We start from the raw sequence: 25,185 nt of genomic DNA on the forward strand, positions 1-25,185 counted from the left end.
CGGTCTAGACAATCACTATTCTTCCTGATCAGAGGGGCATTTCTGCGTCACGGCACCCGCTTGTCACCCAAGCTCATCGGTGGATCGAGGCTAAGCCCCACATCGAATACCACCGGGTGCCAATGAGGAAGAGAAGCGTCACCATGCCGGTGACGATGCCGGCCCCACCTATAGCGAGGATGTGAATCCATTGGTTGCGGACAGTCCGCAGAAGCATCCCCGCCAGAAGGGCCAGCGGCATGCCGAGTAGCAGGGCCGCTCCAATTGAGAATACGTACCCCGGGGGACCGAACGGCAGGCCAAAGACAAAGACAGTAAGGGCGGCGCCGAGGAGGAAGGCGGCGGGGCCGAAAGTCACCCTGTGCGGCCGGCTCACCTGGCTTTGGCGATCTGCTGGAGGGCGCGGCCCAGTTCTGGCTGGCTGTAGACGAAGCCCGCGTCCAGCAGCTTCTCCGGCTGGACCCAGCGGCTCTTCAGGACCAGTTCCGTCTCTGTCCGGATCAGTACGGCACCGAGCCGCAGGAGCCAGGCAGGAGTGGGGATGCCGAAGCGTGCCCCGTAGGCCCGGCGGACCATGCGCATCAGTTCGCGGTTTGTCACCACATCCGGCGAAGCCACGTTCACCGGCCCTGTGATGTCCTTTCGCGCATGCAGGAAACGGACGCACCGGTACAGATCCTCCACATGGATCCAGCTGAATTTTTGCGTGCCTGGTCCCATCCGGCCGCCGAGGCCCAGCCGGGCCAGGTTCGCGAACGGCCGCAGCGCCCCGCCGCCGCGGCCCAGGACGATGGCGATCCGCAGCGGAATCTTGCGTGTCCCCGGCGCCACGGCGGCGTCGAGTTCCGCTTCCCAGGCACGGGCAACGTCCACCGAAAATCCTGTCCCGAGTTCGCCGTCGCCTTCCGACTGCGGGCGGTCGACGGCGTTGCGGTAGATGGTGCCGGTGCTCGCGTTGAGCCAGGTGGACGGCGGCTGCCGGCAGAGTGCGATGGCACGGCCAAGTGCCGCCGTGGTGGAAACGCGGGACTCCAGTATGGCGGCTTTGTTCCGGTCGCTGTAGCGGCAGGAGACTGAGCGTCCGGCGAGGTTGACGAGAAGTTCCGCGCCGTCCAACGCGCGGGCCAGGCGGACGTCGTCGTCACCCCACGCGGCTGATGGTGCACCCTTGGCTCCTCTGCGGCCAATGGTGCGCACGGTCCAGCCGTCCTGCTCGAACCGGGTCCGAAAATACCTGCCAATGAAACCGGACGCTCCCGCCAGTACCACCGTCCTGGTGCCGCTCATTTTTCCCCCAATGTGTTTGTTTCGGTTTAACCGCGGATGCTGCGGCCCAGGCTCAGGAAGTCGTCCAGGATCCTGCCCACGCCCGGCATTCGTGCCAGTGAGAGCCCCCGTGTGATCAGCGGGACGGCGCCATCCACCAGCCGCCTGGTCCGCTGCTGTCCTTCGGAGGTGTCGTAAACCCAGAAGAGGGTGACGGCCATATAGCAAAGCCACAGCAGCTCCGGAAGATCGGACCGCAGTTTTTTAGGTGCGGGAGGTTTCGCCGCGTCGACCGCCGCGCGGAAGATGGCCAGCGACGCCTCGCGGGCCGCCGTTGAACCGGCGGCGAAAGGATTTACCGGGGACGTGGGGCGGATGGCCGTAGCTATGAAGTCGCCGCCAAACCGGTGGTAGGGGGCCATGGCATCCAGGCCTGTGTGGAGGGTGGCCTTGAGCCGGCCGGTGAGGTCGGTAGCATCCTCGAGCGCTTCGGCAGCCCTGGCCGCATGCTCCGCCTGTACCTGCAGATACAGCTCCTGGACCAGGTCATCCTTTGATGCGAAGTAGTAGTAGGCATTGCCCACCGAGATGCCGGCCTCGGCTGCGATGGCCCGCATGGTGGTCTTGGCGAAGCCGATCTCCCGGAACATCCGCAGTGCGACGTCGGCCACCAGTTGGCGCGTCTGCTCGCTCTTTACGGTCATGGACTTCCCTCAATTTGAACGTGTTCAAGAAAAGTACCACATATTTGAACACGTTCAGATTGAGGCCCATCGCACTGCCGCACAGCGGCCGCTCCAGCAGTGGGAGAATTGGGGGACAGTGCTAATACAGCCGGTGTTCCCGCCCTTCGGGTACCGAGCGAACCACTACGAACGGACCTCCGCAATGACCCCAGCTTCAGGCCACCACGCCCTGCCCCAAACCCCTCCAGTTCCGGACCGCCCCCGGTTCGCCTCAATCGGCTCCCCGTACTTCGGCATCATGCTGGCGGTCATGGCCGTGGTGCTGATCCTGTCCAACATCGGGGCGTCCAAGGGCGTGGCCATAGGGCCGATTATCACGGACGGCGGCTTCTTCCTCTTCCCGCTGGCGTACATCCTGGGAGACGTCATCAGCGAGGTCTATGGCTTCAAGGTGGCGCGTAAAGCCATCCTCACCACTTTTGCGCTGTCCGTCTTCGCATCGCTTTGCTACTGGGCGATCATTGCCCTTCCCGGCTTCGATGACGAGTTCGGAACGTCCAAGCAGGCCGCACTGGAGGGTGCGCTCGGCCCGGTCCCGCAGATTGTGCTGGCATCGCTGCTGGCCTTCCTGGCCGGGCAGACCATCAACTCCTGGATCATGGTGCGGATGAAGGCGCGCTCCGGCGAGAAGTCCCTGTGGGCCCGCATCATGGGCTCCTCGGTGGCCGGCGAGTTCGTGGACACCCTGATCTTCTGCAGCATCGCCGCCTCGGTGATCGGAATAACGGATGCCGCGACCTTTGTGAACTACGTGGTGGTGGGCTTTGTGTACAAGACGCTGGTGGAGTTCATCCTGGTCCCGGTGACGTCGCTGGTGATCCGGTGGGTGAAGAAGCGGGAACCCAGTTACGGGGTCCCGGCGGCAGCGGTGACGAACGCCGCTTAGCCGCCGCCCGGCGTCGTACCTTCCCCCTGCAGCGGGATCGCCGGAATGCTGCGGGCTCGCCGGAACGCACCGGCGAACTCGCCTTGTTCCGGCGATTTGGGCGACGTGCTACCGCCGGAACGCGCCGGCGGGTCAGCCCTTGAGCGTCCCGTCGAGCAGGGCCCGCAGCTCCCGGAAGTGCCGTTCCGTCGCCTCCTCGTGGAAGGCCGACGTGTCAGCCATGGAGTAGCCATGGGACGCGCCGCTGTAGACCTCGTTGCTATGCGCAAGGCCCGCCGCGTCGAGAGCCGCCCCCAGCCGGGCGACGGCGTCGGGCGGCATGCTTTGGTCATGGTCGGCGTGGCCGAACACGAACCGCGCCTTCGCCCGGCCCAGCCCCAGGTGCGGGCTGTCCGGCTCGTCTGTTGCCAGCCCTCCGCCGTGGAATCCGCCACAGGCTGCCACCACTTCCGGGTGTGCCGTGGCGGTGCGCACCGCGAGCCTGGCGCCCATGCAATAGCCAAAGGCTCCGACCGGACCCGGCGCAACGCCGTCGAGCGTTCCCAAGGCCGCCACCCAGGCATCGATGTCCGGCAGCGCCTTGTCCGTGGTGAGGCGCCCCACCCGGGGAAAGGCCACCTTGCCGGCAGCCTGCCTGCCCTCCGGCGTGGCCATGTCCCCGCGCGGCGCCAGTTCCGCCGCTGTCCCTTCGCGGTAGAAGACGTTGGGTGCCAGGACCACATAGCCCCAGTCGGCAACGCGCTGGGCCATGTCCCCGATGCGCGGCCGCAGGCCGAAGGCGTCCATGTACAGGATGACGCCGGGGAACGGGCCGGTGCCCGTGGACGGGCGCGCCACCAGGGCATGGGCGGTGCCTTCAGCGGCAGGGATCTGGATCAGCATCGGCTCAGGATACCGGAGCAATGTACGACGGCGGTCCTCCGGGGGCGTGCCGCCGCTTGCCAGGGCGTGCGCCCGCAGGCTACGAGTAGTACTGCCCCAGCGTCTCCGCCTTGAAGTCGAAGAAGGTCCCGTCCTCGATGGCCAGGCGGGCATCATCCACCATCTTCACCACGAACCGTTCGTTGTGGATGGAGATCAGCGTGGCGGAAAGCATCTCCTTTGCCTTGAAAAGGTGGTGGATGTAGGCCCGCGAGTAGTTGGTGCAGGCGTAGCAGTCGCAGCCGTCCTGGAGCGGGCCGAAATCGCGCTTGTACTTGGCCCCGGAGAGGTTGAAGCGTCCCTGCGGCGTGTAGAAGGCCGAGTTTCGAGCCACCCGCGTGGGGGAGACGCAGTCAAAGGTGTCCGCACCGTTCTCGATGGCCGTGAAGATGTCGTCCGGCTCGGAGATGCCCAGCAGGTGGCGCGGCTTGTCCTCGGGCAGTTCCTCGTTGCACCAGCGGACGATGGTGCCCAGGTTCTCCTTCTCGAGTGCCCCGCCGATGCCGAAACCGTCGAACGGCATGGCGCCCAGGTCCCGGCAGGCCTTCCGGCGCAGGTCCTCGTACTGCGCGCCCTGGATCACGCCGAACAGGGCCTGGTACGGCTTGCCCGCCCGGGACGACGTCAGCCGGAAGTGCTCCTCGAGGCAGCGCAGCGCCCACAGGCGGGTGCGCTCCAGCGACTCCTCCTGGTACCTGCGGGAGTTCTGCAGGGTGGTCAGCTCATCGAAGGCGAACATGATGTCCGCGCCGATCTGGTGCTGCACCTGCATGGAAATTTCGGGGGAGAACCGGTGCCGGTCGCCGTTGAGGTGGCTCTTGAACCACACGCCGTCGTCGTCAATGTGGGCGAGGCGTTCCTTTCCGGGGGCGACGGCGTCATCCGGGCCGGGCGCGCCCGCGGCAGTAACGGTGTTCATGTCGATGACCTTCTTGAAACCCGAGCCCAGGCTCATCACCTGGAATCCGCCGGAGTCCGTGAAGGTGGGCCCGGACCAGTTCATGAAGGCACCAAGGCCGCCTGCCTCGTCCAGGATGTCCGCGCCCGGCTGCAGGTACAGGTGGTAGGCGTTGGCCAGCACAGCCTGCGCGCCGAGGTCCGCTACGGCCTCGGGCAGCACCGCCTTGACGGTGGCTTTGGTTCCGACGGCGATGAACGCCGGGGTCTGGATTTCACCGTGCGGCGTGGAGATGGTGCCGGTCCGTCCCAGGAACTGGCCGCCGTTGGAGGCAACCTGGGCAGCGGATGGCGGGCAGCTCTCACCGAGGCGGGTGCCCACCCGGAAGGAGAATTCCGCCTGCCGGTCGGTGGCGGCGCCGGCCGCAGTCCACGGGGCCTTTCCAGTGAGGGCCGTTTCAGCCGTGGCGGCGGCAGGGAAGGGAGCAGGGGCAGGGTTGGCTGGCACCGTACAAGTGTGCCAGCATTCTGCCCCGTCCCGGCAACCTCACCGGCTACCGCCCGTTACCGCCCGGCAACCAAGGCTGTCAGCCCTGTCAGCTGGCCGGTTCGGACGCGGGGTAGTTCTCAGCCCGCCAGGCATCCCAGGAGGAGCGCGCCGATTCGAGCCTTGCGGCGCCCAGGTCGTAGGTGGAAACGATGACCAGGGACCCTTCACCTTCCTCGCGCACGTCCTTGATCGCCGGATGGTCGGCCACCACAAGGAGTCCCTCTCCATGCTCGGCATAGTCGTGGACAGTGAGCCCCACCTGGTGGCTGGTCTTGTACCAGACCTTCCCGCTGATCTCCCCGCCGGTTCCCAGCTTCACCTGGTAGTTTTCCCCTGGCGCCGGGAGATCGGAAAGCCCAAGCTTTTCGATCGCAGAGCCCTGCCCCTCCGTGAGGTGCAGGAACAGGGTGTGGCGCTTGCCGTGCGGATGGCGTTCCAGGGCAAAGCGGAGCTGCTGCAGGAACGTGAGCCAGCCCTGGGTGATGTCCTCGTCCCAGGCAGCCCACTCGGAATCGTGGTCCAGCGCACCCCGGGTCACGCTGACCTGCGTTCCGTTGGGCACGGGCTTCAACTCAAAGACGTCCCCGCCATGGACGGTAAGGCTGGTGTGGTCAGGCGACTCCTGGACATCGCCGGAGAAGTAGATCTCCTTGATCTCGGAGTCCAGGTCCTCTGCCTGCCAGCCATGCCATTGGGCTACCTTGGACGGTTCACGCAGCATGGTCCAGACCTGCGGCGCGTCGGCGTTGATCACTACGCTGAGATTGTTCGTCATAGCCCCGAATGTACAACTCCGGCCCGGCGCCGGGTAGGGGCCAAATTACCTAACCAGGCGCCGGCGCCCGGTGAGGCCCGGCGTCAGGCGCGGACGGCCTCAAGCTCATTGCTGATGCGCCGCTCCAGCTCGACCATGCCAATGGTTTCGGAGCCGCCGTGGGCACGCAAAAACAGCAGGGACTCCAGCCGCAGCAGTCGCCATTCGCGCTCGGCGTCATGGTTGGAGTTGTCGATGGAGCGGAAGATTTCCTTGTCATACAGGTTGGGCTCATTGAGCGAGCGCTGCCGTACCTTGGCAGCCATCCTGGCCTTGAACGGGTCCGTTTCCTGGTTTTCCGGGGTCCGGATCAGCTTCTCGTACACCTCGGCACGCTCCGGCTGGCCGTTCTGGCGGCAGATGTAGCTGGCGAGCGCCAGGGATGCCTCCACGGATGCCCAGCGGCCGGGGTTCCCGTCGAAGGGGAGGACGTTGAGGAGGTCCGCCACCGCCAGCGAGCCCTCGGCGTCCTTGAGGGTGATGAACAGTTCGTGGGCGAGATCGCTCAGGTCCTTCAGGCAGCTGCCGGACTTGAAGTTGACGCCCTTCGCCAGCCGGTCGGACAGCAGCAGGACGCCCATCGCGTCAGGGTGGGCTTCCGCCGCAGCCTCCACCACGGATTCCGGGGTCCCCTGCGGGGCGGGAATCAGTGCCAGGTCCTCTTCGCTGGGTCCGTTGAAGGCAGGCGGAACCGGCGGGAGGGGAGGCACGACGACGGCGGGAGCGGGGGCAGCGGCAGCAGGCTCTTCGCGGAGCTGCCTGGGCTGCTCCTGCCCTGAGCCCTGCCCAGCCTCCTGCGCTGAGTCCCTCACTGAGTCCTGCCCAGGGCGTGCTGCCCGCGGAAGCTGGGTGACGGCGTCGGGGTTTGCGTCCACCACGGTCACCGTGGTGCCCACGGCGATGCGCAGGGTTCCGCCGCCGGTAAGGCTGGCGAGCACCAGCGCGGGCGCTCCGAAGTCGTCCCGCTCAAGCTCAACCTGATGGACTTCCGCCGTCCGCTCGCCGTCGGGCAGGACGATGTGGGTGCCGGTGGTCAGAGATCCAGCCTGCTGTTCAAGATGGTGCCTGGCGGCTGGTGTTTCGGTCATGGGAGTCCTTAGGTTCTCTTGCGGTCCGCCCTACAGTCTACAAAGGCGGGCGCCTAAAATCGGGGACCCCCAGGTTCCGCGGTATGTGTCAGAAGCCAACGCCGGCGAAGGCCAGCGCCTGGCGGATGAGGCTGCCGCGGCCGCCCACGAACTCCATCTGGACGCCGGGGCTGAGGACTTCCTCGGGGGTCATCCAGGTCAGCTCCAGGGCATCCTGGCGGGGCTCGCATTCGCCCGTTACCGGGATGACGTAGGCCAGGGCCACGGCGTGTTGCCGCTCGTCCGTGAAGCCGGTCTGGGACGGCGCCGGGAAGTATTCCGCAACGGTGAAGGGGACCGGGCTGATGGGCAGCTGCGGGAACGCCAGCGGTCCCAGGTCCTTTTCCATATGCCGCAGCAGGGCAGCGCGGATGGTTTCGCGGTAGATGACGCGGCCCGAGACCAGCGAGCGGACCATGGTTCCGTCCTCGTCAGCCTGGAGGAGGGTTCCTACTTCGTTGACGAAGCCCAGCGGGTCCAGCCTGACCGGCACAGCCTCCACGTACACCATGGGCAGCCGCCCGCGTGCCTCAAAGAGGTCTTCTTCGGAGAGCCAGCCTGGATTCGGGTCAGGGGTGCGCACGTTCATGGTTAAGTTCTACCCCATGGGACGCCGCGTGACGGGTGGGACTCAGCTGCTGGCGGAATGCGTCGGTGCATTCCCTCATGCGTGTCGCTGGGAGACCCACAGCGTCGCCGGCACGTGCGCAGCGGCCCCGGCCCCGGCATCGGGGTTGGCAACGTGGAGGGTGCGCGCGAAGGCTTCCTCCGTGATGCTGGCCTGGATACCTGCCGAGTGGAGCCTTTCCCGCAAAGGCTCCAGCCTGCCGTCGTACTCAAAACCCAGGCCGGAACGCGGCGTTCCCGAGGCCGGGCGGACCATCAGGACGCCGCCGTTCTTGGCTATGAAATCGGCGGTGTCGTCCTGGTCCGGAACCGGGCGCGGCCGCGCGCCCACCTGGTGCAGGGTGCGGGAGGCGGACGCGGGATCCTCCGTGAACCAGACCGCGACGACGGCCAGGGCAGGATCGGCGTCGGCGTGCTGGACGGCGTCGCTGGCTTTGTCTGCGAGGAAGCTGAAACCGTCGGGCGCCGTGATCCGGCAGGATTCGCCGTGGTCCGCGGTGACCAGCTCGGCGGGTGTGGTGCCATCTTCCGCTGCAGCCAGGTTGGTCCGCCGGGCGAACTCCGCCAGGTCTCCCACCTCCACCGCCAGGGCTGTGCTGCCGTCCCCGGCCCCCTCGGGAACCGCGTGGAGGGCCAGGCGTCCCGCGCCTGCGTCAAAAACCCGCCAACCGGCGTCGTCCTCGGTCCGGACCATGCCCAGTGCGGTGAGGAGCCGGTCCCAGGAATCCATCCTGGACGTGAAATGGAGGGGGCGCACACGGAGCATCGGTTTTTCCTTAATCCTCGGTAGCCAGGACCTTTTAGGCCCATGATGCCACGCCGCTGGCACTTGTGGAGAGGGGCTGCAGCGATGCCCAGGTGCGGGGGCAGAATAGGGTCATGGCCGTTGAACTTGAGGAGTTGCTGCTGCCGGACGCGGCGGCGTGGCGCAGCTGGCTGGAGGCCAACCACAGCACCAGCCCGGGGGTGTGGCTGGTGCTGCACAAGAAGGGCGGAAACGCCACGGAACTGGATTACGCCGCGGCGCTGGATGAGGCCCTGTGCTTCGGCTGGATCGATGGCCAGGCCCGCCGCCGTGATGAGCAGACGTCCTTCCAGCGAATGACGCCCCGCCGGCCCAGGAGCCCGTGGTCCGCGAGGAACGTGGGCCATGTGGCGCGTCTGGACGCGGCAGGCCGGATGACCGACGCCGGATGGGCGGCCGTGAACAAGGCGAAAGCCGACGGCCGCTGGGACAATGCGTACGGCGGCCAGGCGGTGGCCGAAGTTCCAGAGGATCTGGCGGCTGCCGTCGCCGCGGTTCCCGCCGCCCAGGCGATGTTCGATGTCCTCACGGGGACAAACCGGTTCGCGATGATCTACCGGGTCAACTCCGCCGTGCGGCCCGCTACGCGCGAGAAGAGGATTGCCGAATTCGTGGCGATGCTGGCGCGCGGGGAAGCACTGTATCCGCAAAAGCAGCGCCCGGACGGCCTGGGCTGACCGCACAGGAGATCCGGGAATGCGTGCCCGGTTGGGTTCCGCCCGGCATGCCTGTAAAATTGACGGTTCACTTGCGCTGGTGCCGTTCCCCTGCTGGGGAGCGGCACTTGTGCGTTCAGCGACGGATCGAAAACCATGCCCCGAAAAACCTTCGGACCCGTACCCCCTGCCCTTAGGCGCCGGCCCCTGATCTGGGTGGGTGCCGCCCTGGCCGCTGCCCTGGTCCTGGTGGTTTCCCTGGTGCTCGCCGGCAATGCCCGGACAGCCCCGGCGGCCGTTGCCGGCCGCGTTTTGGCCAGCGTTGCGTCCGCGCAGGATACAGCCAGGGACGCCACCGGCAGCTACGCGACGCTCTGGCTGGAAGGCGGCGACACCACGCTGGTGGAACGCAGCGGCACGCTCGATGCTGAGGGCGCGGAGGATGTGCGCAGTATTGAATGCGGCGGGGGCTGGCTGGCGGGAGCGCGCGTGGACGGCAAGGTCTTCCTGCGAAGCAGTGCGGCCGCGGACACGGTTGAGGATGCTGCAGCGGTGCGTCTTCCGGACTGCGTCAGCGCTGAGGCGCGCGATGCCCTGCTCGCTGACCTCGGCGTGGACAGGACCTGGCCGGAGCCGGCTGCGGACCGCTTTGAGGCGCCCGCGGGGGAGTACCGCCCGGCCTACCACCTCACCCCGGACCAGCGCTGGATGAACGATCCCCAAAAGCCCTTCTTCCTGGACGGCCGGTGGCACTACTACTACCTGTACAACGCCGACTATCCGGAAGGGAACGGCACCGAGTGGTTCCACGCCACCAGCACCGACCTGGCCAACTGGAAAAACGAGGGCGTGGCCATTGAGAAGTTCCGCAACGGGCTCGGCGACATCGAGACCGGCACAGCAGTGGTGGATACGGAGGGCACCGCCGGATTCGGAAAGGGAGCCGTGGTCGCGGTCCTCACCCAGCAGCACGATGGAGTCCAGCGGCAATCACTGTTCTACTCCACGGACAACGGCTACAGCTTCCAGAACTACGATCAGAATCCGGTGATGGACAACCCGGGCGAAGAACACTGGCGTGATCCCCGCATCGTCCGGGACGACGCCAACAACCAGTGGCTGATGCTGCTGGCCGAAGGCCACAAGATCGGCTTCTACACCTCCCCGGACCTCAAGGACTGGACCTACGTTTCCGCTTTTGAGCGCGACGGGCTGGGAATCCTTGAGTGCCCGGACTTCTTCCAGCTGGACGTCGACGGCGACCCGTCCAAACGGACCTGGGTGCTGGCCGCCAGTGCCAACGGTTCCGGGGAAGGCCGCACCACGGGGCTGGCCTACTGGACGGGAAGCTGGGACGGAAAGACGTTTGCGCCGGATGCCGGAGGCCACCAGTGGCTCGACGGCGGAACGGACTTCTACGCCGCCGTCACCTGGGATGACCCGCGCCTGACGGACGGGCAGCGGAAGGCTTCGCGGCACGCCATCGGCTGGATGAACAACTGGGCGTACGCCCGGGAACTGCCCACCGGGGAGTGGTTCGGGGCAGCTTCGGTGGTGCGTGACATCCGGCTGGTGGCCGACGGCGGGCGTCCGGTTTTGGTCTCGGCGCCCACCCCTGCGCTGGAGTCCTTGGAGGGCAATCCGGAACAGATTCCCGCGGGCACCGTCCAGGAAGGTGCGGGGCAGGAGCTGCCCGTTCCGGACAGCGGCGCGTACAAGGTGGACCTGGAACTGGAAAAACCCGCATCGGGCAGCGGTGAAGCGCGCCTCCTCCTGGAAAGCGGCGGCAAGGCCTACGCCACTGTGGGCTACGACTTCACCTCCGGGCAGGCTTTTGTGGTCCGTGAAGGGGACGCGGTGGCGCAGGCTGCGGGAGGGCCGGCTGAGGAGTACCGGAAGGTGAGCTCGGTCAAGGGCAACACCGGCGGGGACACGGTTCGGCTGACCGCCTATGTTGACCGGTCGTCGGTGGAAGTGTTCGTGGACGGCGGCCGCGGGACGCTGACGTCGCTGGTCTTCCCGCCGGCGGGGGCCAAGGAAGTCCGGCTTGCGGCGTCAGGCGCTGCCGTCAGCGTCAGGAGCGGCACCATCACGCCGCTTGCTGCCATCCGCTGAACCGAAACCTCCCGTCCTGCCGTGCTGTTCAGGAAGCGGGCCTGTTCACGAATCCGGCCTGTTCAGGAATCCAGCCTGGTCAGGAATCGAGCGGGAAGGCCACGCCTTCGCCCACCACGCGCAGGCACAGCTCCATGCCCGGCCGGGCGATGGACGCGTTCCAGTGCCGGATGGTGATGATCTCGCCGCCGCCGGGGTAGCGGTGGTCGCGGCTGGCGGCGAGCTGCGGCGGAACCGAGAGCTTCAGCCGGACGGTGGTTTCCGGGCCGAAGTAGTCCGTGTCCACCACCACCCCGCGGATGGCTGCGTCCTCCGCAATCCGGATCTGCTCCGGCCTCAGCATCAGCTGCACCCGGCCCTGCGCCGGCGGCCTGCGGACGGGGATTGCCCCCAGGGAGCAGGTGGCCAAAGACCCCTCAAGCCAGGCGTCCAGGATGACGGCGTCACCAAGGAATTCCGCCGTGGCACGGTCCGCGGGGCGGGTGTACACCACGAACGGGTTGCCGATCTGGGCGAGTTTGCCGCCGCGCATAACGGCCACCTGGTCCGCGAAGGACAGTGCCTCGGCCTGGTCGTGGGTAACCAGGATGGTGGTGACCCCGGCCTCGTTCAGGACCTTGGCCACCGCACGGCGGGTAGCCACCCTGAGCCCCGCGTCGAGTGCGGAGAAAGGTTCATCAAGGAGCATCAGTTCCGGCTCGCGCGCCAGGGCCCGCGCCAAGGCAACCCGCTGCTGCTGGCCGCCGGACAGCTGGTGCGGGCGCCGCTTGGCCATGGCCGAGTCCAGGGACACCATCTCGAGCAGCTCGCTGATCCGTCCCGCCACTGCCCGCCGGCCGCCCGGCAGGCGGTCCTGGTCCAGTCCGAACGCGATGTTCTGCCCCACGCTCAGGTGCGGGAACAATGCGCCGTCCTGTGCCACGTACCCAATGTGCCGTTTGTGCGCCGGCACCCACACGCCGTCGCCCGCCACCTTGGTGCCGTTCAGTGCGATGCTGCCCGTCTCGGGATGCTCAAAACCGGCAATCAGCCGCAGCAGGGTGGTCTTGCCCGATCCGGAGGGTCCCACGATGGCTGTGGTTCCGCCCCTGGCCACGGAAAGGTTCACGCCCTTCAGGACGGCCTGGTTGCCGAAGTTCTTGGTGACATCGGTGATTTCCAGGTGGCTGTTGGTGGTGGGTGCCACGGACGGGGCTACCCGCGGCTCCGGCAACCTGGATGGGGCTTGTTCTGTCACTGTCCGGCTACTTTCTTGGACTGCTGGAAGAGGAGGTACGTCATGGGGGCGGAGAGCAGGATCATCAGCAGCGCATAGGGGGCGGCGCCGGCGTAGTCGATTTCGCTGCTCTTGCTCCAGAACTCGGTGGCAAGGGTGCGCGTCCCGTTGGGGGACAGCAGCAAGGTGGCGGTGAGTTCGTTGGCGATGGCCAGGAACACCAGCGCCGCGCCGCCTGCTGCCGCCGGCGCCGTCAGCCGCAATGTCACCCGGATGAAGGACACCAGCGGCGGCTTGCCCAGGGCCTGCGCCGCTTCGTCCAGTTCCTTGGGTGCCTGTGCCAGGCCGGCCCGGAGGTTGACCAGGGCGCGGGGCAGGAACAGCAGCACGTAGGCCGCCACCAGCACCCCGGCGGTCTGGTAGATGCCCGGAACCACCCGGATGCTCACCGTGACGAAAGCCAGGCCCACCACTATGCCGGGCAGCGAGCTGGTGATGTAGTTGGAGAGCTCCAGCGACTTGCTGAACCAGCCGGGATGGCGGACAGCGAGGTAGGCCATGGGGAACGCCACCACGGTGGTGGCAAGGGCGCCCGCCAGGCCGTAGCCGAGCGTTGTGAGCAGGGCCGGGAGGAATTCGTCCCCGGCCCAGGCGGCCGTTCCGCCGGAAGCCACCCAGCGCAGCACAAAGAACAGGGGCAGGCCGAACGCCAGCGCCGTGAGCGCGAGCAGGAACAGCTGCGCCGGAACCTGGTACACGTGCAGGGGCAGGCGCAGCGCCCTGGCCTGGGCTCCGGGGCCAATGCGTGCATACCGTGCAGTGCCGCGGCTCCGGACTTCGGCCAGCAGCAGGAGGAGGCAGAAAAACACCAGCACGCTGGCCAGCATGTTTCCGGCCGCACCGTTGAAGGTCGACTGGTACTGGACCATGATCGCCGTGGTGAAGGTATCGAAGCGGATCATCGCGAACGCCCCGTACTCGGCCAGCAGGTGCAGGGCCACCAGGAGCGCGCCGCCGGTCATGGCGATGCGGAGCTGGGGGAGGACCACCCGGAAGAAGGTCCGCCAGGCGCCGAGGCCCAGCGCGGCCGCGGACTGCTCAATGGCGGGGTCCAGCCGGCTGAGGGCGGCAGCGGCTGGAATGTAGACCAGCGGGAAGTAGGAGAGCGTGGCGATCAGGACGCCGGAGCCCAGGCCGCCAAGGGAAGGAATGGCGGAAACCCAGGCATAGCTGTTGACGAACGCCGGGATGGCCAGCGGTGCAGCCAGCAGTACCGCCCAGATCCGTGCACCCCGCAGCGTTGTGCGTTCCACGAGCCAGGCGCCTGCAACTCCCAGGACCAGGCACAGCGGGACGGTGCAAACCATCAGCAGGACGGTGTTCAGCAGCAGTTCGGCCACGCGCGGCCGGAAGACGAGTTCGACGGCGGTGTCCCAGCCGGTTGCCACGGTCATGTAGGCCACGTAGCCCAGCGGGACCAGCGAAAACAGGGCTATCAGCACTGCCAGGGCGGACACCGCAGAAACGCCGAAAGGCGGGCGGGGGCTGTTGCCCCGGCCCGCCGTCGTCGTGCTCCCCCGTGGGGGAGCCGATAGATCAGGTGTCACGAAATCAGAGGAGTCCTGCCGAGGTCATCAGTTCCGTGACCTTCTCGGAGTTCAGCTTGGCAGGATCCACGGTGGGCGCCTGCAGCTCTGCGATGGGAACGAGCTTCTCGTTCGCGGGAACGTCGGAGGCGATGGCGTACTCGAAGGAGGTGCCGTCCTTCAGGATTTCCTGGCCCTTCTTGCCGGTGACGTACTTCAGGAACTCCTGGGCAGCTTCCTGGTTCTTGGAGGTCTTCAGCACGCCGCCGCCGGAAACGGACACGAACGCACCCGGATCCTGGTTCTTGAAGTAGTACGGGGTGACGTTGTTGGAGTTCTCGCCGGTCTTGGCCTGGTCGCCGTAGTAGTAGTAGTGGTAGATCAGCGCGGCATCAACTTCGCCGGCGTTGACTGCCTTCATGGCGGTGCTGTTGCCCTTGTAGGCCTTGAAGTTCTCCTTCATGCCCTTCAGCCATTCCTCCGTGGCGGCCTCGCCCTTGAGTTCCAGGAGCGCCGAGACGATGGCCTGGAAGTCCGCGCCGGACGGGGATGCGGCCCACTTGCCTTTCCACTCCGGGTTGGCGAGGTCCAGCATGGACTTGGGCAGCTGGTCTTCGGTCAGCTTGTTCTTGTCGTACACCAGGACGGTGGAGCGGGCAGCGATGCCGGTCCACTTGCCGGTGGACGGGCGGAACTCTTCGGGCACCTGTGCGATGGTGGCTTCGTCCACGTCCGCAAACAGGCCGGCGTTCTCCACCTGGGTCATGGCCGGGGAGTTCTCCGTCAGGAACACGTCAGCCGGGGACGCCTCGCCTTCCTGGATGATCTGGTTGGAAAGCTCGGTGTCCGAGCCCTGCCGCATGGTCACCTTGATGCCGGTCTCGGCAGTGAAGCCGTCGATCCATTCCTTGGTCAGGCTCTCGTGCTGGGCGTTGTACACGGTGATTTCGCCGTTGCCCGCACCGGCGGAGGCGTCGGAGGAGCCTGTGGCTGCGGGGGTGGTGCTGCCGCCGCAGGCGGTCAGTCCAAGTGCTGCGGTGGCGGCGAGTGCGATGCCGGCCAGGGCGCTGTTGCGGATCTTCATGGAGGGACTGCTTTCTGGGGAAACGTCGGGCGGACGGGGTCCTGGTGGGCCTGGGGGAAGGATGCCCACGCTTGGAACTGTAGGGTAGGCAAACCTAAGCAACAAACCAGAAACCGCTTTAAGTGACGAGAGTCACAAGAATTACAGAACTATTGCGTGCCCTAATTACCGGCGTTGCCGGGCAGGGTGGCCGCAGCCTCCAGGACCATCCACGCCTGCAGCTGGGTGGAAAGTTCGACGACGGCCCCGGGCGGGTACGTCTCGCCCGCCGATATCGCGGCGTGCTGCGAGAAGACGATGGCGCCGTGGTGCCTGCCCGCAGCTTCGCCCGCCTGCACCGTGCGCTTCCCGGACCAGAAAGCCTCCGCCGTGCCTGCCACCAGTCCGGCGGCAGTGGCGCGTGTCTCCGCGGGGAGCCTGCCGTCGGCGGCGGCGAGGGCAAGGTAGCGGCAGAGGATTCCGGTGAACAGGCCGCCGTCGCCCGAACCTTCGCAGCGCAGCACCCGGCCCCTGACGCTGGCCGCGGCGGGGGTGGATGGTGCGCTGCCTGTATCTGCGGGAGAGAACTCCCCTGGCTCTGTGGGGAATGGAACTGTGAGCAGCCGGTCCACGGCATCCACCACCACGGCTGCCCTGGCCAGGTCCGCTTCCCCTCCCATTTCCAGGAGGGCGCCCAGCACCGGGCCCTGGTTGTAGGTGTAGACCGCCCGTTCCACCAGCACTTCCCCGGCCGGGCCAAGCCGGGCGCCGTCAAGGTACAGGCCCTGGGCCGGGTCGAAAAGGGTGGCATCCAGCCAGTCCAGCAGGGCCCTGGCCTTCTCCGGCTGGCCGGTCCGGGCAAAGTGGAGTGCTATGGGCGCCGAGGCCGGGGTGTTCTTGAAATCCCGTTTCTTGCTCCAGAAGGCACCGCCGTTCAGGTCATCCGTGCAGGCGGCCTCGAACTGCAGGGTGAGGGACTTGCGGACGCGGGCGTTGCGCCGGCGGCCGCGCCTGCGCGCATCCCCGGCGAGGGTGTCGAGCCGGTGGGTGGCCAGCGCGAGCCAGGCCATGTCGTCGTAATAGTTATTGACGAACGTAAAGGCGTTGCGCAGTCGGATTCCGGCGACCAGGCGGGATGCCAGCCGTCCGGCGCTCGGGTGCCCGGGGCCGTTGAACCTGGCAGCCGGCGTGGCGCCGTTGTCCAGTTCCCGCCGTCCGGCATCAACCAGGCAGTCGACATAGTGCGCCTGCCACCAGTAGTGCCACGGGCCGGCCAGGGCTCCCTTGGGGTCCTTGCGCCAGGCGGGGGAGGGCCACTGCACGGCGCCCAGATGGGTGCCCGGCAGGAAAAACAGCCTACGGCCGAAGAGGGCCGTCACTGATCGTGCGGCCTGGTCGGCCCGGTCATCCCGGCGTGCAGGGTCCTGAAGGGCGGGGGCAGGGTCCGGGCGGGTCATGGATTCCACCCTAACGCGTGCCTCCAGGCCGGTCCGGAACGGCTGTTGGTGCAGGCCTTCCGAATTTCAGTTAACATTCACTAACTAATACCGGGCGGCCTCAAGCTGCTGCGGGACCGCATCAAGGAGGATGTATGGACGTCAAAGGCGCTGTTGCACTGGTGACCGGGGGAGCCTCCGGCTTGGGGGCGGCAACTGCCCGGCGGATGTTCCACGATGGCGCTTCGGTGGTGCTGGTCGACCTCCCGTCCTCCGGCGGGGCAGCGCTGGCAGAAGAGCTCAATGCGTCCAGCAGCGCTCCGGGGCGGTCCGCCGTCTTTTCCCCCGCAGACGTGACGAATGAAGCCGAAATGCAGGCCGCCGTCGGCACCGCCGCCAGTCTGGGACCGCTGCGGATTGTGGTGAACTGCGCCGGGATCGCCACCCCCGGAAAGGTCCTGGGCCGGGACGGCGTGCTTCCTCTTGAGGCCTTCAGCCGCGTCATCCAGGTGAACCTGGTCGGCACCTTCAACGTCCTGCGGCTGGCGGCGGCCGCAATGGTTGAGACGGAGCCGGCCGTCACGGAACTGGGCGGCCCGGAACGCGGCGTGATCGTCAACACCGCCTCCGTTGCCGCCTTTGAGGGGCAGATCGGCCAGCCCGCCTATGCTGCCTCCAAAGGCGCCGTGGCGGCCATGACCCTGCCAATCGCACGCGAACTGGCGCGCTCGCTGGTGCGGGTGGTCACCATCGCCCCCGGCATCTTCGAAACGCCCATGATGGCAGGACTGCCGCAGGACGCCCAGGATTCCCTGGGCGCACAGGTGCCCCATCCCTCGCGCCTGGGCAAACCGGGCGAGTACGCCGCCCTGGTGGCACACATCGTGGACAATGCCATGCTGAACGGGGAGACCATCCGCCTGGACGGGGCCATCCGGATGGGACCGAAATGACGGGGCCGGACATAATGCCGGCCAGCATGCCGGACCTGCCCTCCGCGGACTTCTTCGACTTTGAATCTCTGCTGGACCGGAAGGAACGGGACAAGCTGGCCGAGCTGCGGGAATTCCTGGCGGCGGAGATCGCCCCTTACGCGGGAGACTGGTGGAACAAGGCCGAATTCCCGGCGCACATCCTGCCCAAGCTGGCTGCCCTGGAGCTGAGCACTCCCGCTGAGCGCGGCTACAGCCACCTGTTCGCCGGCCTGGTCATCGCCGAGATGACGCGCGTGGACACCTCGATCGCCACGTTTTTCATGGTCCACCACGATCTGTTCGTTCAGTCGCTGTACGACTTCGGCAGTGAGGACCAGAAGCGGCGGCTGCTGGCCGACGCCTCCAGCCTGCGCATCACCGGTGCGTTCGCACTCACCGAACCGAACCACGGTTCGGACGTCGCCGGCGGGATGGAGACACGGGCGCGGCGGATCTGCTCGGCCACCGGCGAGCCGGACGATGGCGGCGATGCCTGGCTGCTGAACGGGGCAAAGCGCTGGATCGGCAACGGGACGTTCTGCGACTACATGCTGGTATGGGCCCGCGACGAGGCTGACGGGTCCGTGCGCGGGTTCATTGTGGACGCCACCCTGCCGGGAATCAGCCGGACCCGGATCGAAAACAAGATCGCGCTGCGGACGGTGCAGAACGCGGACGTTGTCCTGGCGGACGTGCGCGTGGCCGAAGCTGACCGGTTCGCGGGTATCAGCAGTTTCGCGGACACCCGGGAGCTGCTGCGGGGTTCGCGGATCATGGTGGCCTGGCAGGCCGTGGGCCAGCAGCTTGCCGCCTTCGACGTCGCCCGGCAGTACGCCGTGGAGCGGCGGCAGTTCGGCCGGCCGCTGGCACAGTTCCAGCTGATCCAGCAGCAGCTGGTGACCATGCTGGGCAACGCCGTGGCCGGCATGGGGATGATGGCAGGACTGGCCCGGCTTCAAGATGACGGCGCCGCGGACATGCCGCAGGTGGCACTCGCGAAGTCGTACGTGAGCGCACGGATGCGGGAGACGGTGGCCCTGGGCCGGTCCATCCTGGGCGGCAACGGCATCGTCACCGACTACCGGATGGCCAAGATCTTCTCCGACGCCGAGGCCATCTACACCTACGAAGGGTCTTTCGAGATCAACACCCTCATCGCGGGGCGGGCCGTCACGGGCATCTCAGCCATCACCTGACCCGCCTACCGGTTGCAGCTCAATCAGAAGCGGGCAGCTTTTCCCCCGCCTCCACCCTCACGTCCAGTGAGTTGTTCTTAACGGGCATGGGGCACGTTCCGTAGGGGGTAAAGGCGCTGGGATAGTTGATGGCACGGTTGAAATCCAGGACCACGGAACCGTCGGGCCGGGGGCGGGGCACGGCCAGCTTCCGCCAGTCATCCGTGGTGTCCCCGTTGGTCTCGTCATGGAACGTTACGGTCAGTGCTCCGAGCTTCTCCTCTTCCGCCTGCAGCCGGAACTCGTGGCCGCTGCCAGGGACCCGGAACGCCACCTCACCAACGGTCCGGTGGACGCCGTCCACCAGGGGGTTGGCGGTGGCGATGGGAACGTCCACGGGTTCTGGGTACGGCTCGAACCGGCCCGTCACTTCCCACTCCGGTTTGTATCTGTAGGTGGGGACGCCGGTGAATTCCGTGAGCACCGGCGAGGCCGAGTCCCGGGTCCGGATGGCGTAGCGCCCGGCGCGCATGGCCAGTTCCATCACCACCTGGTCCCCGACGGGGCCGCCGAACTGCACCCACATCAGGGACTCCTCGTCGGCGAGGGCCGCCGTGATTGTCCCGGCTACAGCTTCGCCTGTCTCCACCAGGGACAGCCCGTCGGCGGGCACTGCGGTGAGTGACGCCGTCGTGCCATCCGTTGACCAGAGGCCGGGCGCCAGTTCGACGGCGGCGGGAGAGTCCTCCAGCCACTGGAACGAGGTGAGGGTGAGCCAGCCGTGGCGGGCGGCGAGGGCCTGGTTGCGGTTGTCGCGGAAGCGCTGCCAGCGCTCCACCTTGGCGGCCGGGACGGTAGTCATGGTTCCTCTCGAACGTTCGCTTGCCCCGGCTACAACCGCTCCACGCCCGAGTTCATTCCGCGCTTGCCTTGTCCGGGCCGGGGAGTACCCTCGGAACCAGCAGGACAGGTTGCTTCGCGGACCCCGCACCTGCTTTCCACACTACTTTCAAGCTGTCTGCTTTCCAGAGGGGGAAGCCATGAAGATTGCGGTGCTTGGCACAGGCATGGTGGGGCGGACCCTCGCGGGTGCGTTCAACGCGGTGGGGCATGCTGCGGAAATTGGAACCAGGGATCCGGGCGCCACGTCCGCCAGGACCGGGCCGGACATGACGGGTGCACCGCCGTTCAGCGAATGGCATGCGGCGAACCGCCACATCCCGCTGACGACTTTCGCCGAGGCCACGGAGGCCGCTGAGCTGGTGGTAAACGCCACCAACGGCGCGGGAACGCTGGAGGCACTGGGCTCGGCCGGGGCAGCAAGGCTTTCCGGCAAAGTGCTGATGGACGTCTCCAACCCCCTGGATTTCTCCCAGGGCATGCCGCCCGTGCTCAACCCCGTGAACACGGACAGCCTCGCCGAGAGGATCCAGCGGGCCTTCCCCGGCGCCCTGGTTGTAAAAACCCTCAACACGATGAATGCCGGGCTGATGGTGGACCCGCGCCGGCTCGCGGACGGCGACCATTCCGTCTTCCTGTCAGGAGATGATGCGGGCGCGAAGTCGGTGGTCAAGGGCCTGCTGGAGGAGCTGGGCCACCGCGATGTGATCGACCTGGGTGACATCACCACGGCCCGCGGAGCCGAGATGCTGCTGCCGCTCTGGCTGCGCCTCTACTCCGCCCTGGGCACGCCCGATTTCAATATCAAAGTGGTCCGCGCGGTTGAATAGGTGCCGTGGACATACTTGCTGGAGTAAGCACCGAGTGGCTCAGGGCCCTGACGTGGATCACGGCCGCGGCCGCCGGGCTGGCTGTCCTGCTGTGGTGGCGGCGGCTTGACCTGGCGGCGCTGGCCGCCGTCGAGGCCTTCCTGGCCGCGAGCCTGGGGGCGGGGATCTACGTCCTGAACCACCTGGGCGACGGACGATGGGGAGGTGACCAGCAGGCAAAGCTGAACCCGCCGCCGCTCTCTGACACCCCTATGGTGGGGAAGTTCCTGGAACCGCTGGAGGGCATGCTGGGCAGTGTGACCGATGGCATGAACGAGTTTGCGGACTTCCGTTCTGCCCTGCCGGTGGCACTGGGCTTCTTTGTCTCCGCAGGCTGGGCACTGGCCTTGTCCGTGCCCGTGGCGTTGGTTGCCCTGGCGGCCGGTGCCAGGGCCGCCCGGCAACGCAAGGCAGAATTCGCCGCGTACCAGGCGGACGTTGAACAGCTCCGGAACGAGCTGGAACACCTCAAGCGCCACGTAGGTTACCCGGCGCGCGACACTATCTGAGACGGATTCCCCCACGGCGCCGCACTGCGGGTAGCATCTTTAGCTAGTTACGTGGCTCACAGTATCCAGCGCAGTGTACGAGCCAAGTCCGAACCCTCGAAAGATAGTTTCCATGGCTCACACTGCAACGAATCCCGAAACCGATCTTGCCTCCGAACTGAGGGCAGACGTCCGCCGCGTGTCCACCCTGCTGGGTGAATCGCTCGTCCGCCAGCACGGTCCTGAACTCCTTGACCTGGTGGAACAGGTCCGCCTCCTCACCAAGGAATCCAAGGAAGCCGCCCGCGGCGGCGCCGATGCCACCGGCCCGTGGAGCGCGCACGACGTCGTCGCCCAGGTCCGAGAACTCCTGGGCTCCCTGCCCATCGAGCAGGCCACCGACCTGGTCCGTGCCTTTGCCTTCTACTTCCACCTCGCCAACGCGGCGGAACAGGTGCACCGGGTGCGCGGCCTGCGGACCCGCGCCGAAAAAGACGGCTGGCTGGCCAAGACCGTAGCGGACATCGCGGAGCAGGCGGGCTCCGGTGTCCTGCAGGAAGTGGTCAACGGGCTGGACGTCCGTCCCATTTTCACCGCGCATCCCACCGAAGCCTCCCGCCGTTCGGTGCTGGACAAGATCCGCAAGCTCTCTGACGTGCTGGCCCAGCCCAGTGCCGAGGGCACCACCGCCCGGCGCCGCCAGGACCGGCAGCTGGCCGAAATCATCGACCAGATGTGGCAGACCGACGAACTCCGCCAGGTCCGGCCCACCCCCGTGGACGAGGCCCGCAACGCGATCTACTACCTGAGCAGCATCCTCACCGATGCGATGCCGGAGATGCTCACGGAACTCTCGGAACTGCTCGGCGAGCACGGAGTCACCCTTGCCTCACAGGAAGCTCCCGTCCGCTTCGGCTCCTGGATCGGTGGTGACCGGGACGGCAACCCTAACGTGACCGCGGCAGTCACCCGCGAGATCCTGCAGATCCAGAACCAGCATGCCGTCCGCATCAGCATCGGGATGATCGATGAACTGATCTCCATCCTTTCCAACTCCACCTCGCTGGCCGGCGCCGACCAGGAGTTGCTGGACTCCATCGACGCCGACCTGAAGAAACTCCCCGGCCTGGACAAGCGTGTCCTGGAGCTCAACGCCCAGGAGCCGTACCGGCTGAAGCTCACGTGCGTCAAAGCCAAACTGATCAACACGGGCAAGCGCGTGGCGGCAAACTCCAACCACGAGCACGGCCGCGACTACAGCGGAACCGGCGAACTCCTTGCGGACCTCGAACTCGTGGAACTCTCGCTGCGCAACCACTCGGCGTCGCTGGCTGCCGACGGAGCGCTGGCCCGGGTCCGGCGCGCCATTGCCTCGTTCGGACTCCACCTGGCCACCTTGGATATCCGCGAACACGCGGACCACCACCATGACGCCGTCGGCCAGCTGATGGACCGGCTGGGCGGGCCAGGCGTGCGGTACGCGGAACTCAGCCGCGGGCAGCGGCTTGAGGTGCTCGGCTCCGAGCTCGCTTCCCGCCGGCCGCTCTCCGGGCACCCCATCAAGCTCGACGGCGCCGCCGACGGCACGTACGACGTCTTCCGTGAGATCCGCCGCGCCCTCCGTGCGTACGGCCCGGACGTCATCGAGACCTACATCATCTCCATGACCCGCGGCGCCGACGACGTGCTTGCCGCCGCGGTCCTGGCCCGTGAGGCCGGCCTGGTAAACCTCTTTGGCGAGAAGCCCTACGCGAAGATCGGGTTCGCGCCGCTGCTGGAGACCGTGGAGGAGCTGCGGGCCTCGGCCGAAATCGTGGACCAGCTGCTGTCCGATCCGTCCTACCGCGAGCTTGTGCGCCTCCGCGGCGACGTGCAGGAAGTCATGCTGGGCTACTCGGATTCGAACAAGGAATCCGGCGTGATGACCAGCCAGTGGGAGATCCACAAGACCCAGCGGAAGCTGCGCGACATCGCCGCCAAGCACGGGGTGCGCGTACGCCTCTTCCACGGCCGCGGCGGCTCCGTGGGCCGCGGCGGCGGGCCCACCTACGACGCCATCCTGGCCCAGCCCAACGGCGTCCTGGAAGGTGAAATCAAGTTCACCGAGCAGGGCGAGGTAATCTCGGACAAGTACTCGCTGCCCGAACTTGCCCGCGAAAACCTGGAACTGTCCCTGGCTGCCGTGCTGCAGGGTTCGGCCCTGCACCGCGATCCGCGCACCTCGGCCGACCAGCGGGAACGGTACGGGCACGTCATGGAGATGATCTCCGACGCCGCTTTCGAGAGGTACCGGAAGCTCATCGATGATCCGGACCTGCCTGCCTACTTCATGGCCTCCACCCCGGTGGAGCAGCTGGGCTCGCTGAACATCGGCTCCCGCCCGTCCAAGCGTCCGGACTCCGGCGCAGGGCTTGGCGGGCTGCGCGCCATCCCGTGGGTATTCGGCTGGACGCAGTCACGCCAGATTGTGCCCGGCTGGTTCGGCGTCGGCTCCGGCCTCAAGGCTGCCCGCGAGGCAGGCAACGCCGCGCAGCTGGTGGAGATGTGGGAGAACTGGCACTTCTTCCGGTCGGTGCTCTCCAACGTGGAAATGACCCTGGCCAAGACTGACCTGGACATCGCCGGGTACTACGTCTCCACCCTGGTCCCGGAAGAGCTGCACCACATCTTCCGCGCCATCCGCGAGGAATACGAGCTGACCGTGGCAGAGGTCCAGAAGCTGACCGGCGAGAACCTGCTCCTGGACGCCCAGCCCACGCTCAAGCGCTCGCTGGAAATCCGGGACCAGTACCTGGACCCCATCAGCTACCTCCAGGTGGAGCTGCTCCGCCGGGTCCGGGCCGAAGCTGCCGAAGCCGCTGAAAAAGCTGACGGCATCAGCGGCGCCGAGATCGACGAACGCCTGCAGCGGGCCATGCTCATCACCGTCAACGGTGTGGCGGCGGGCCTCCGCAATACCGGCTAATCCCGACGCTCTCTCACTCAACGCCGGTTTTTCCGGGACCCTCTCTCCCTCGTGAGAGAGGGTTTGCGGTCTTCCAGCATTAATTGAGAGAGCGTTTGGATAAGGTTGAGGGCATGCCTTCCTTCCAGACCCGACTAAAAATCACCGGGCTGCGGCCGGGCAACCCGCCCGAGGCCGTCATGGACACCGCGGTGGAAGCCCTGGGGATCCGCCACCACGTGGAGGCCCATCAGCTGCAGCTCGCCGGGGGAGTGCCGCAGCTGAACCTGCGCTTCCTCGTTGACGCCACCGAATACAGCGGGGAGAACCGGCAGGCGCGGGATTCTGCAGCCATGATGCGCGACGCCGTCGAACGTGTTGCGCTGACTGGAGCACTGGCCGTGCTGCGCCGCAGCCGCGGCCGGTGGACTCCGGTCTAGCCAGCGGGGCGTGATCCGGCGCTTCAGGCCTCCGGAGCCAGCGGGCCGGGTTCTTCCACGGGGGACGGATTGCCACGCCGGCGCGTGGCAATAACGCCGACGACGGCCCCCACCACCAGGCCGAGCAGCACCCCGATGAGGGAGCTTGCCCAGAAGGGCAGTCCGGTGGCCGAGCCCGTGAAGTAGCCCAGGCCCACCAGCCAGCACGCCCACAGCACCGCCCCGATCCCGGCGCACAGGCTGAAACCGCGGACGGCTACATTGGCGATGCCCGCCGCGGCGGAGGTAGCAAGGCGGCCGCCCGGGATGAACCTGGCGCCGATGATGGTCCCGTAGGTGGAGGACCGGCCGGCCCTGGCAATGGCGTCGTGGATCCCGCGGTGGACCTTGCGGCCCCAGGCCCAGCGGTCCAGTACGTGGCTCAACCGCCGCCGGAAGAGCTGGAAAACCACCATGTCGCCGACCCAGGACGCAACGGCGGCAAGGAATGCCACCAGGAACACGTTGGTCCGGCCGTCCGCAGACAGCGCCCCGCCGGTGATCACCACCATTTCCGAGGGGACCAGGGGGAAGATGGCGTCGCCGAGGACCACGGGGATAATCCAAAAGTAGATCGCCGCCCCCCAGCTCTCAGCGCTGCCGAAGTCCATGGCCACAAGGTACCGCAGATATAGCCGGCCCCGC

Annotated in this window: 23 protein-coding genes; 9 read left to right on the plus strand and 14 right to left on the minus strand. The window is 67.1% G+C overall.

The annotated features are described in order from the left end of the window. Window positions 1-372: 372 nt before the first annotated feature. Together ACIQF4_RS19150 and ACIQF4_RS19155 are read right to left on the minus strand one after the other, a co-directional pair. The gene (locus tag ACIQF4_RS19150) at window positions 373-1,287 is read right to left on the minus strand and encodes a TIGR01777 family oxidoreductase (RefSeq protein ID WP_400517192.1); all 915 of its coding nucleotides are present in this window, start codon (window positions 1,285-1,287) and stop codon (window positions 373-375) included. Window positions 1,288-1,313: 26 nt separating this feature from the next. Then, a complete protein-coding gene (locus ACIQF4_RS19155; RefSeq protein WP_400517191.1) occupies window positions 1,314-1,970 on the minus strand; it encodes a TetR/AcrR family transcriptional regulator in 657 nt (218 codons plus the stop codon). Window positions 1,971-2,154: 184 nt separating this feature from the next. Here ACIQF4_RS19155 and ACIQF4_RS19160 point away from each other — a divergent pair, with 184 nt between their 5' ends. Next, window positions 2,155-2,898: a queuosine precursor transporter gene (locus ACIQF4_RS19160; RefSeq protein WP_350000758.1), complete on the plus strand. Its 744-nt coding sequence runs from the start codon at window positions 2,155-2,157 to the stop codon at window positions 2,896-2,898. Window positions 2,899-3,030: 132 nt separating this feature from the next. Here the strand turns inward: ACIQF4_RS19160 and ACIQF4_RS19165 are convergent, their stop codons facing one another. From ACIQF4_RS19165 to ACIQF4_RS19190, 6 genes are all read right to left on the minus strand, one after another. Continuing rightward, entirely contained in the window at window positions 3,031-3,780 is a 750-nt protein-coding gene (locus ACIQF4_RS19165) for a dienelactone hydrolase family protein (protein ID WP_400517190.1), read from the minus strand. Window positions 3,781-3,859: 79 nt separating this feature from the next. Beyond that, complete coding sequence (gene tgt, locus ACIQF4_RS19170) at window positions 3,860-5,098, minus strand: tRNA guanosine(34) transglycosylase Tgt (protein ID WP_400517194.1); 1,239 nt, start codon at window positions 5,096-5,098, stop codon at window positions 3,860-3,862. Between the two features lie 214 nt (window positions 5,099-5,312). Further along, the gene (locus ACIQF4_RS19175; RefSeq protein WP_400517189.1) at window positions 5,313-6,041 is read right to left on the minus strand and encodes an SRPBCC domain-containing protein; all 729 of its coding nucleotides are present in this window, start codon (window positions 6,039-6,041) and stop codon (window positions 5,313-5,315) included. 83 nt (window positions 6,042-6,124) lie between these two features. Continuing rightward, window positions 6,125-7,168, minus strand: coding sequence for a DUF6707 family protein (locus tag ACIQF4_RS19180; protein ID WP_400517188.1), 1,044 nt, complete (start codon window positions 7,166-7,168; stop codon window positions 6,125-6,127). A gap of 88 nt (window positions 7,169-7,256) precedes the next feature. Next, the gene (locus tag ACIQF4_RS19185) at window positions 7,257-7,796 is read right to left on the minus strand and encodes an NUDIX hydrolase family protein (protein ID WP_066273708.1); all 540 of its coding nucleotides are present in this window, start codon (window positions 7,794-7,796) and stop codon (window positions 7,257-7,259) included. Window positions 7,797-7,871: 75 nt separating this feature from the next. After that, a complete protein-coding gene (locus ACIQF4_RS19190) occupies window positions 7,872-8,600 on the minus strand; it encodes a VOC family protein (protein ID WP_400517187.1) in 729 nt (242 codons plus the stop codon). 113 nt (window positions 8,601-8,713) lie between these two features. Here ACIQF4_RS19190 and ACIQF4_RS19195 point away from each other — a divergent pair, with 113 nt between their 5' ends. Together ACIQF4_RS19195 and ACIQF4_RS19200 are read left to right on the plus strand one after the other, a co-directional pair. After that, window positions 8,714-9,316, plus strand: coding sequence for a YdeI family protein (locus ACIQF4_RS19195; RefSeq protein WP_400517186.1), 603 nt, complete (start codon window positions 8,714-8,716; stop codon window positions 9,314-9,316). Window positions 9,317-9,451: 135 nt separating this feature from the next. Continuing rightward, a complete protein-coding gene (locus tag ACIQF4_RS19200; protein WP_400517185.1) occupies window positions 9,452-11,410 on the plus strand; it encodes a glycoside hydrolase family 32 protein in 1,959 nt (652 codons plus the stop codon). A 79-nt stretch (window positions 11,411-11,489) separates the two neighbouring features. On the opposite strand, the gene ACIQF4_RS19205 is transcribed toward ACIQF4_RS19200, so the two are convergent. From ACIQF4_RS19205 to ACIQF4_RS19220, 4 genes are all read right to left on the minus strand, one after another. Beyond that, a complete protein-coding gene (locus ACIQF4_RS19205; protein ID WP_400517184.1) occupies window positions 11,490-12,647 on the minus strand; it encodes an ABC transporter ATP-binding protein in 1,158 nt (385 codons plus the stop codon). Next, on the minus strand, window positions 12,644-14,233 hold the full coding sequence (locus ACIQF4_RS19210; protein ID WP_400517183.1) for an ABC transporter permease: 1,590 nt from the start codon (window positions 14,231-14,233) through the stop codon (window positions 12,644-12,646). The genes ACIQF4_RS19205 and ACIQF4_RS19210 overlap by 4 nt, the downstream gene beginning before the upstream one ends. Before the next feature lie 4 nt (window positions 14,234-14,237). Further along, complete coding sequence (locus ACIQF4_RS19215; RefSeq protein ID WP_400517182.1) at window positions 14,238-15,296, minus strand: iron ABC transporter substrate-binding protein; 1,059 nt, start codon at window positions 15,294-15,296, stop codon at window positions 14,238-14,240. Between the two features lie 161 nt (window positions 15,297-15,457). Beyond that, window positions 15,458-16,732, minus strand: coding sequence for a glycoside hydrolase family 76 protein (locus ACIQF4_RS19220; RefSeq protein ID WP_400517181.1), 1,275 nt, complete (start codon window positions 16,730-16,732; stop codon window positions 15,458-15,460). 134 nt (window positions 16,733-16,866) lie between these two features. Here ACIQF4_RS19220 and ACIQF4_RS19225 point away from each other — a divergent pair, with 134 nt between their 5' ends. Both ACIQF4_RS19225 and ACIQF4_RS19230 read left to right on the plus strand, forming a co-directional pair. Further along, window positions 16,867-17,664 carry an SDR family NAD(P)-dependent oxidoreductase gene (locus ACIQF4_RS19225; RefSeq protein ID WP_400517180.1) on the plus strand — a complete coding sequence of 266 codons (798 nt, stop codon included), beginning with the start codon at window positions 16,867-16,869 and terminating at the stop codon, window positions 17,662-17,664. 26 nt (window positions 17,665-17,690) lie between these two features. Continuing rightward, window positions 17,691-18,881 (plus strand): acyl-CoA dehydrogenase family protein, encoded by a 1,191-nt coding sequence (locus ACIQF4_RS19230; RefSeq protein WP_400517179.1) that lies wholly within the window; start codon window positions 17,691-17,693, stop codon window positions 18,879-18,881. A 19-nt stretch (window positions 18,882-18,900) separates the two neighbouring features. Here the strand turns inward: ACIQF4_RS19230 and ACIQF4_RS19235 are convergent, their stop codons facing one another. Next, entirely contained in the window at window positions 18,901-19,722 is an 822-nt protein-coding gene (locus ACIQF4_RS19235; protein ID WP_400517178.1) for a DUF1684 domain-containing protein, read from the minus strand. A 178-nt stretch (window positions 19,723-19,900) separates the two neighbouring features. Between ACIQF4_RS19235 and ACIQF4_RS19240 the strand changes: the two genes are divergently transcribed. The 4 genes from ACIQF4_RS19240 to ACIQF4_RS19255 all read left to right on the plus strand — a co-directional run bounded on the left by ACIQF4_RS19240 (window position 19,901) and on the right by ACIQF4_RS19255 (window position 24,501). Further along, window positions 19,901-20,590, plus strand: coding sequence for an NADPH-dependent F420 reductase (locus tag ACIQF4_RS19240; protein WP_400517177.1), 690 nt, complete (start codon window positions 19,901-19,903; stop codon window positions 20,588-20,590). Between the two features lie 5 nt (window positions 20,591-20,595). After that, window positions 20,596-21,138 (plus strand): hypothetical protein, encoded by a 543-nt coding sequence (locus tag ACIQF4_RS19245; protein ID WP_400517176.1) that lies wholly within the window; start codon window positions 20,596-20,598, stop codon window positions 21,136-21,138. Window positions 21,139-21,250: 112 nt separating this feature from the next. Then, on the plus strand, window positions 21,251-24,082 hold the full coding sequence (gene ppc, locus ACIQF4_RS19250) for a phosphoenolpyruvate carboxylase (protein WP_400517175.1): 2,832 nt from the start codon (window positions 21,251-21,253) through the stop codon (window positions 24,080-24,082). A 113-nt stretch (window positions 24,083-24,195) separates the two neighbouring features. Next, the gene (locus ACIQF4_RS19255; protein ID WP_400517174.1) at window positions 24,196-24,501 is read left to right on the plus strand and encodes a hypothetical protein; all 306 of its coding nucleotides are present in this window, start codon (window positions 24,196-24,198) and stop codon (window positions 24,499-24,501) included. Window positions 24,502-24,524: 23 nt separating this feature from the next. Here ACIQF4_RS19255 and ACIQF4_RS19260 read toward each other — a convergent pair whose 3' ends face one another. Continuing rightward, window positions 24,525-25,151 (minus strand): VTT domain-containing protein, encoded by a 627-nt coding sequence (locus tag ACIQF4_RS19260; protein WP_350000727.1) that lies wholly within the window; start codon window positions 25,149-25,151, stop codon window positions 24,525-24,527. Window positions 25,152-25,185: the final 34 nt, after the last annotated feature.

Source organism: Pseudarthrobacter sp. NPDC092202 (genome assembly GCF_044755505.1).
In the GTDB taxonomy this organism is placed as follows: Bacteria; Actinomycetota; Actinomycetes; order Actinomycetales; family Micrococcaceae; genus Arthrobacter.

Coding starts and splice junctions, on each gene's coding strand:
- ACIQF4_RS19150 (WP_400517192.1), bottom strand. CDS start 1,287: ATGAGCGGCACCAGGACGGTGGTACTGGCGGGAGCGTCCGGTTTCATT.
- ACIQF4_RS19155 (WP_400517191.1), bottom strand. CDS start 1,970: ATGACCGTAAAGAGCGAGCAGACGCGCCAACTGGTGGCCGACGTCGCA.
- ACIQF4_RS19160 (WP_350000758.1), top strand. CDS start 2,155: ATGACCCCAGCTTCAGGCCACCACGCCCTGCCCCAAACCCCTCCAGTT.
- ACIQF4_RS19165 (WP_400517190.1), bottom strand. CDS start 3,780: ATGCTGATCCAGATCCCTGCCGCTGAAGGCACCGCCCATGCCCTGGTG.
- ACIQF4_RS19175 (WP_400517189.1), bottom strand. CDS start 6,041: ATGACGAACAATCTCAGCGTAGTGATCAACGCCGACGCGCCGCAGGTC.
- ACIQF4_RS19180 (WP_400517188.1), bottom strand. CDS start 7,168: ATGACCGAAACACCAGCCGCCAGGCACCATCTTGAACAGCAGGCTGGA.
- ACIQF4_RS19185 (WP_066273708.1), bottom strand. CDS start 7,796: ATGAACGTGCGCACCCCTGACCCGAATCCAGGCTGGCTCTCCGAAGAA.
- ACIQF4_RS19190 (WP_400517187.1), bottom strand. CDS start 8,600: ATGCTCCGTGTGCGCCCCCTCCATTTCACGTCCAGGATGGATTCCTGG.
- ACIQF4_RS19195 (WP_400517186.1), top strand. CDS start 8,714: ATGGCCGTTGAACTTGAGGAGTTGCTGCTGCCGGACGCGGCGGCGTGG.
- ACIQF4_RS19200 (WP_400517185.1), top strand. CDS start 9,452: ATGCCCCGAAAAACCTTCGGACCCGTACCCCCTGCCCTTAGGCGCCGG.
- ACIQF4_RS19215 (WP_400517182.1), bottom strand. CDS start 15,296: ATGAAGATCCGCAACAGCGCCCTGGCCGGCATCGCACTCGCCGCCACC.
- ACIQF4_RS19220 (WP_400517181.1), bottom strand. CDS start 16,732: ATGACCCGCCCGGACCCTGCCCCCGCCCTTCAGGACCCTGCACGCCGG.
- ACIQF4_RS19225 (WP_400517180.1), top strand. CDS start 16,867: ATGGACGTCAAAGGCGCTGTTGCACTGGTGACCGGGGGAGCCTCCGGC.
- ACIQF4_RS19230 (WP_400517179.1), top strand. CDS start 17,691: ATGCCGGACCTGCCCTCCGCGGACTTCTTCGACTTTGAATCTCTGCTG.
- ACIQF4_RS19235 (WP_400517178.1), bottom strand. CDS start 19,722: ATGACTACCGTCCCGGCCGCCAAGGTGGAGCGCTGGCAGCGCTTCCGC.
- ACIQF4_RS19240 (WP_400517177.1), top strand. CDS start 19,901: ATGAAGATTGCGGTGCTTGGCACAGGCATGGTGGGGCGGACCCTCGCG.
- ppc (WP_400517175.1), top strand. CDS start 21,251: ATGGCTCACACTGCAACGAATCCCGAAACCGATCTTGCCTCCGAACTG.
- ACIQF4_RS19255 (WP_400517174.1), top strand. CDS start 24,196: ATGCCTTCCTTCCAGACCCGACTAAAAATCACCGGGCTGCGGCCGGGC.
- ACIQF4_RS19260 (WP_350000727.1), bottom strand. CDS start 25,151: ATGGACTTCGGCAGCGCTGAGAGCTGGGGGGCGGCGATCTACTTTTGG.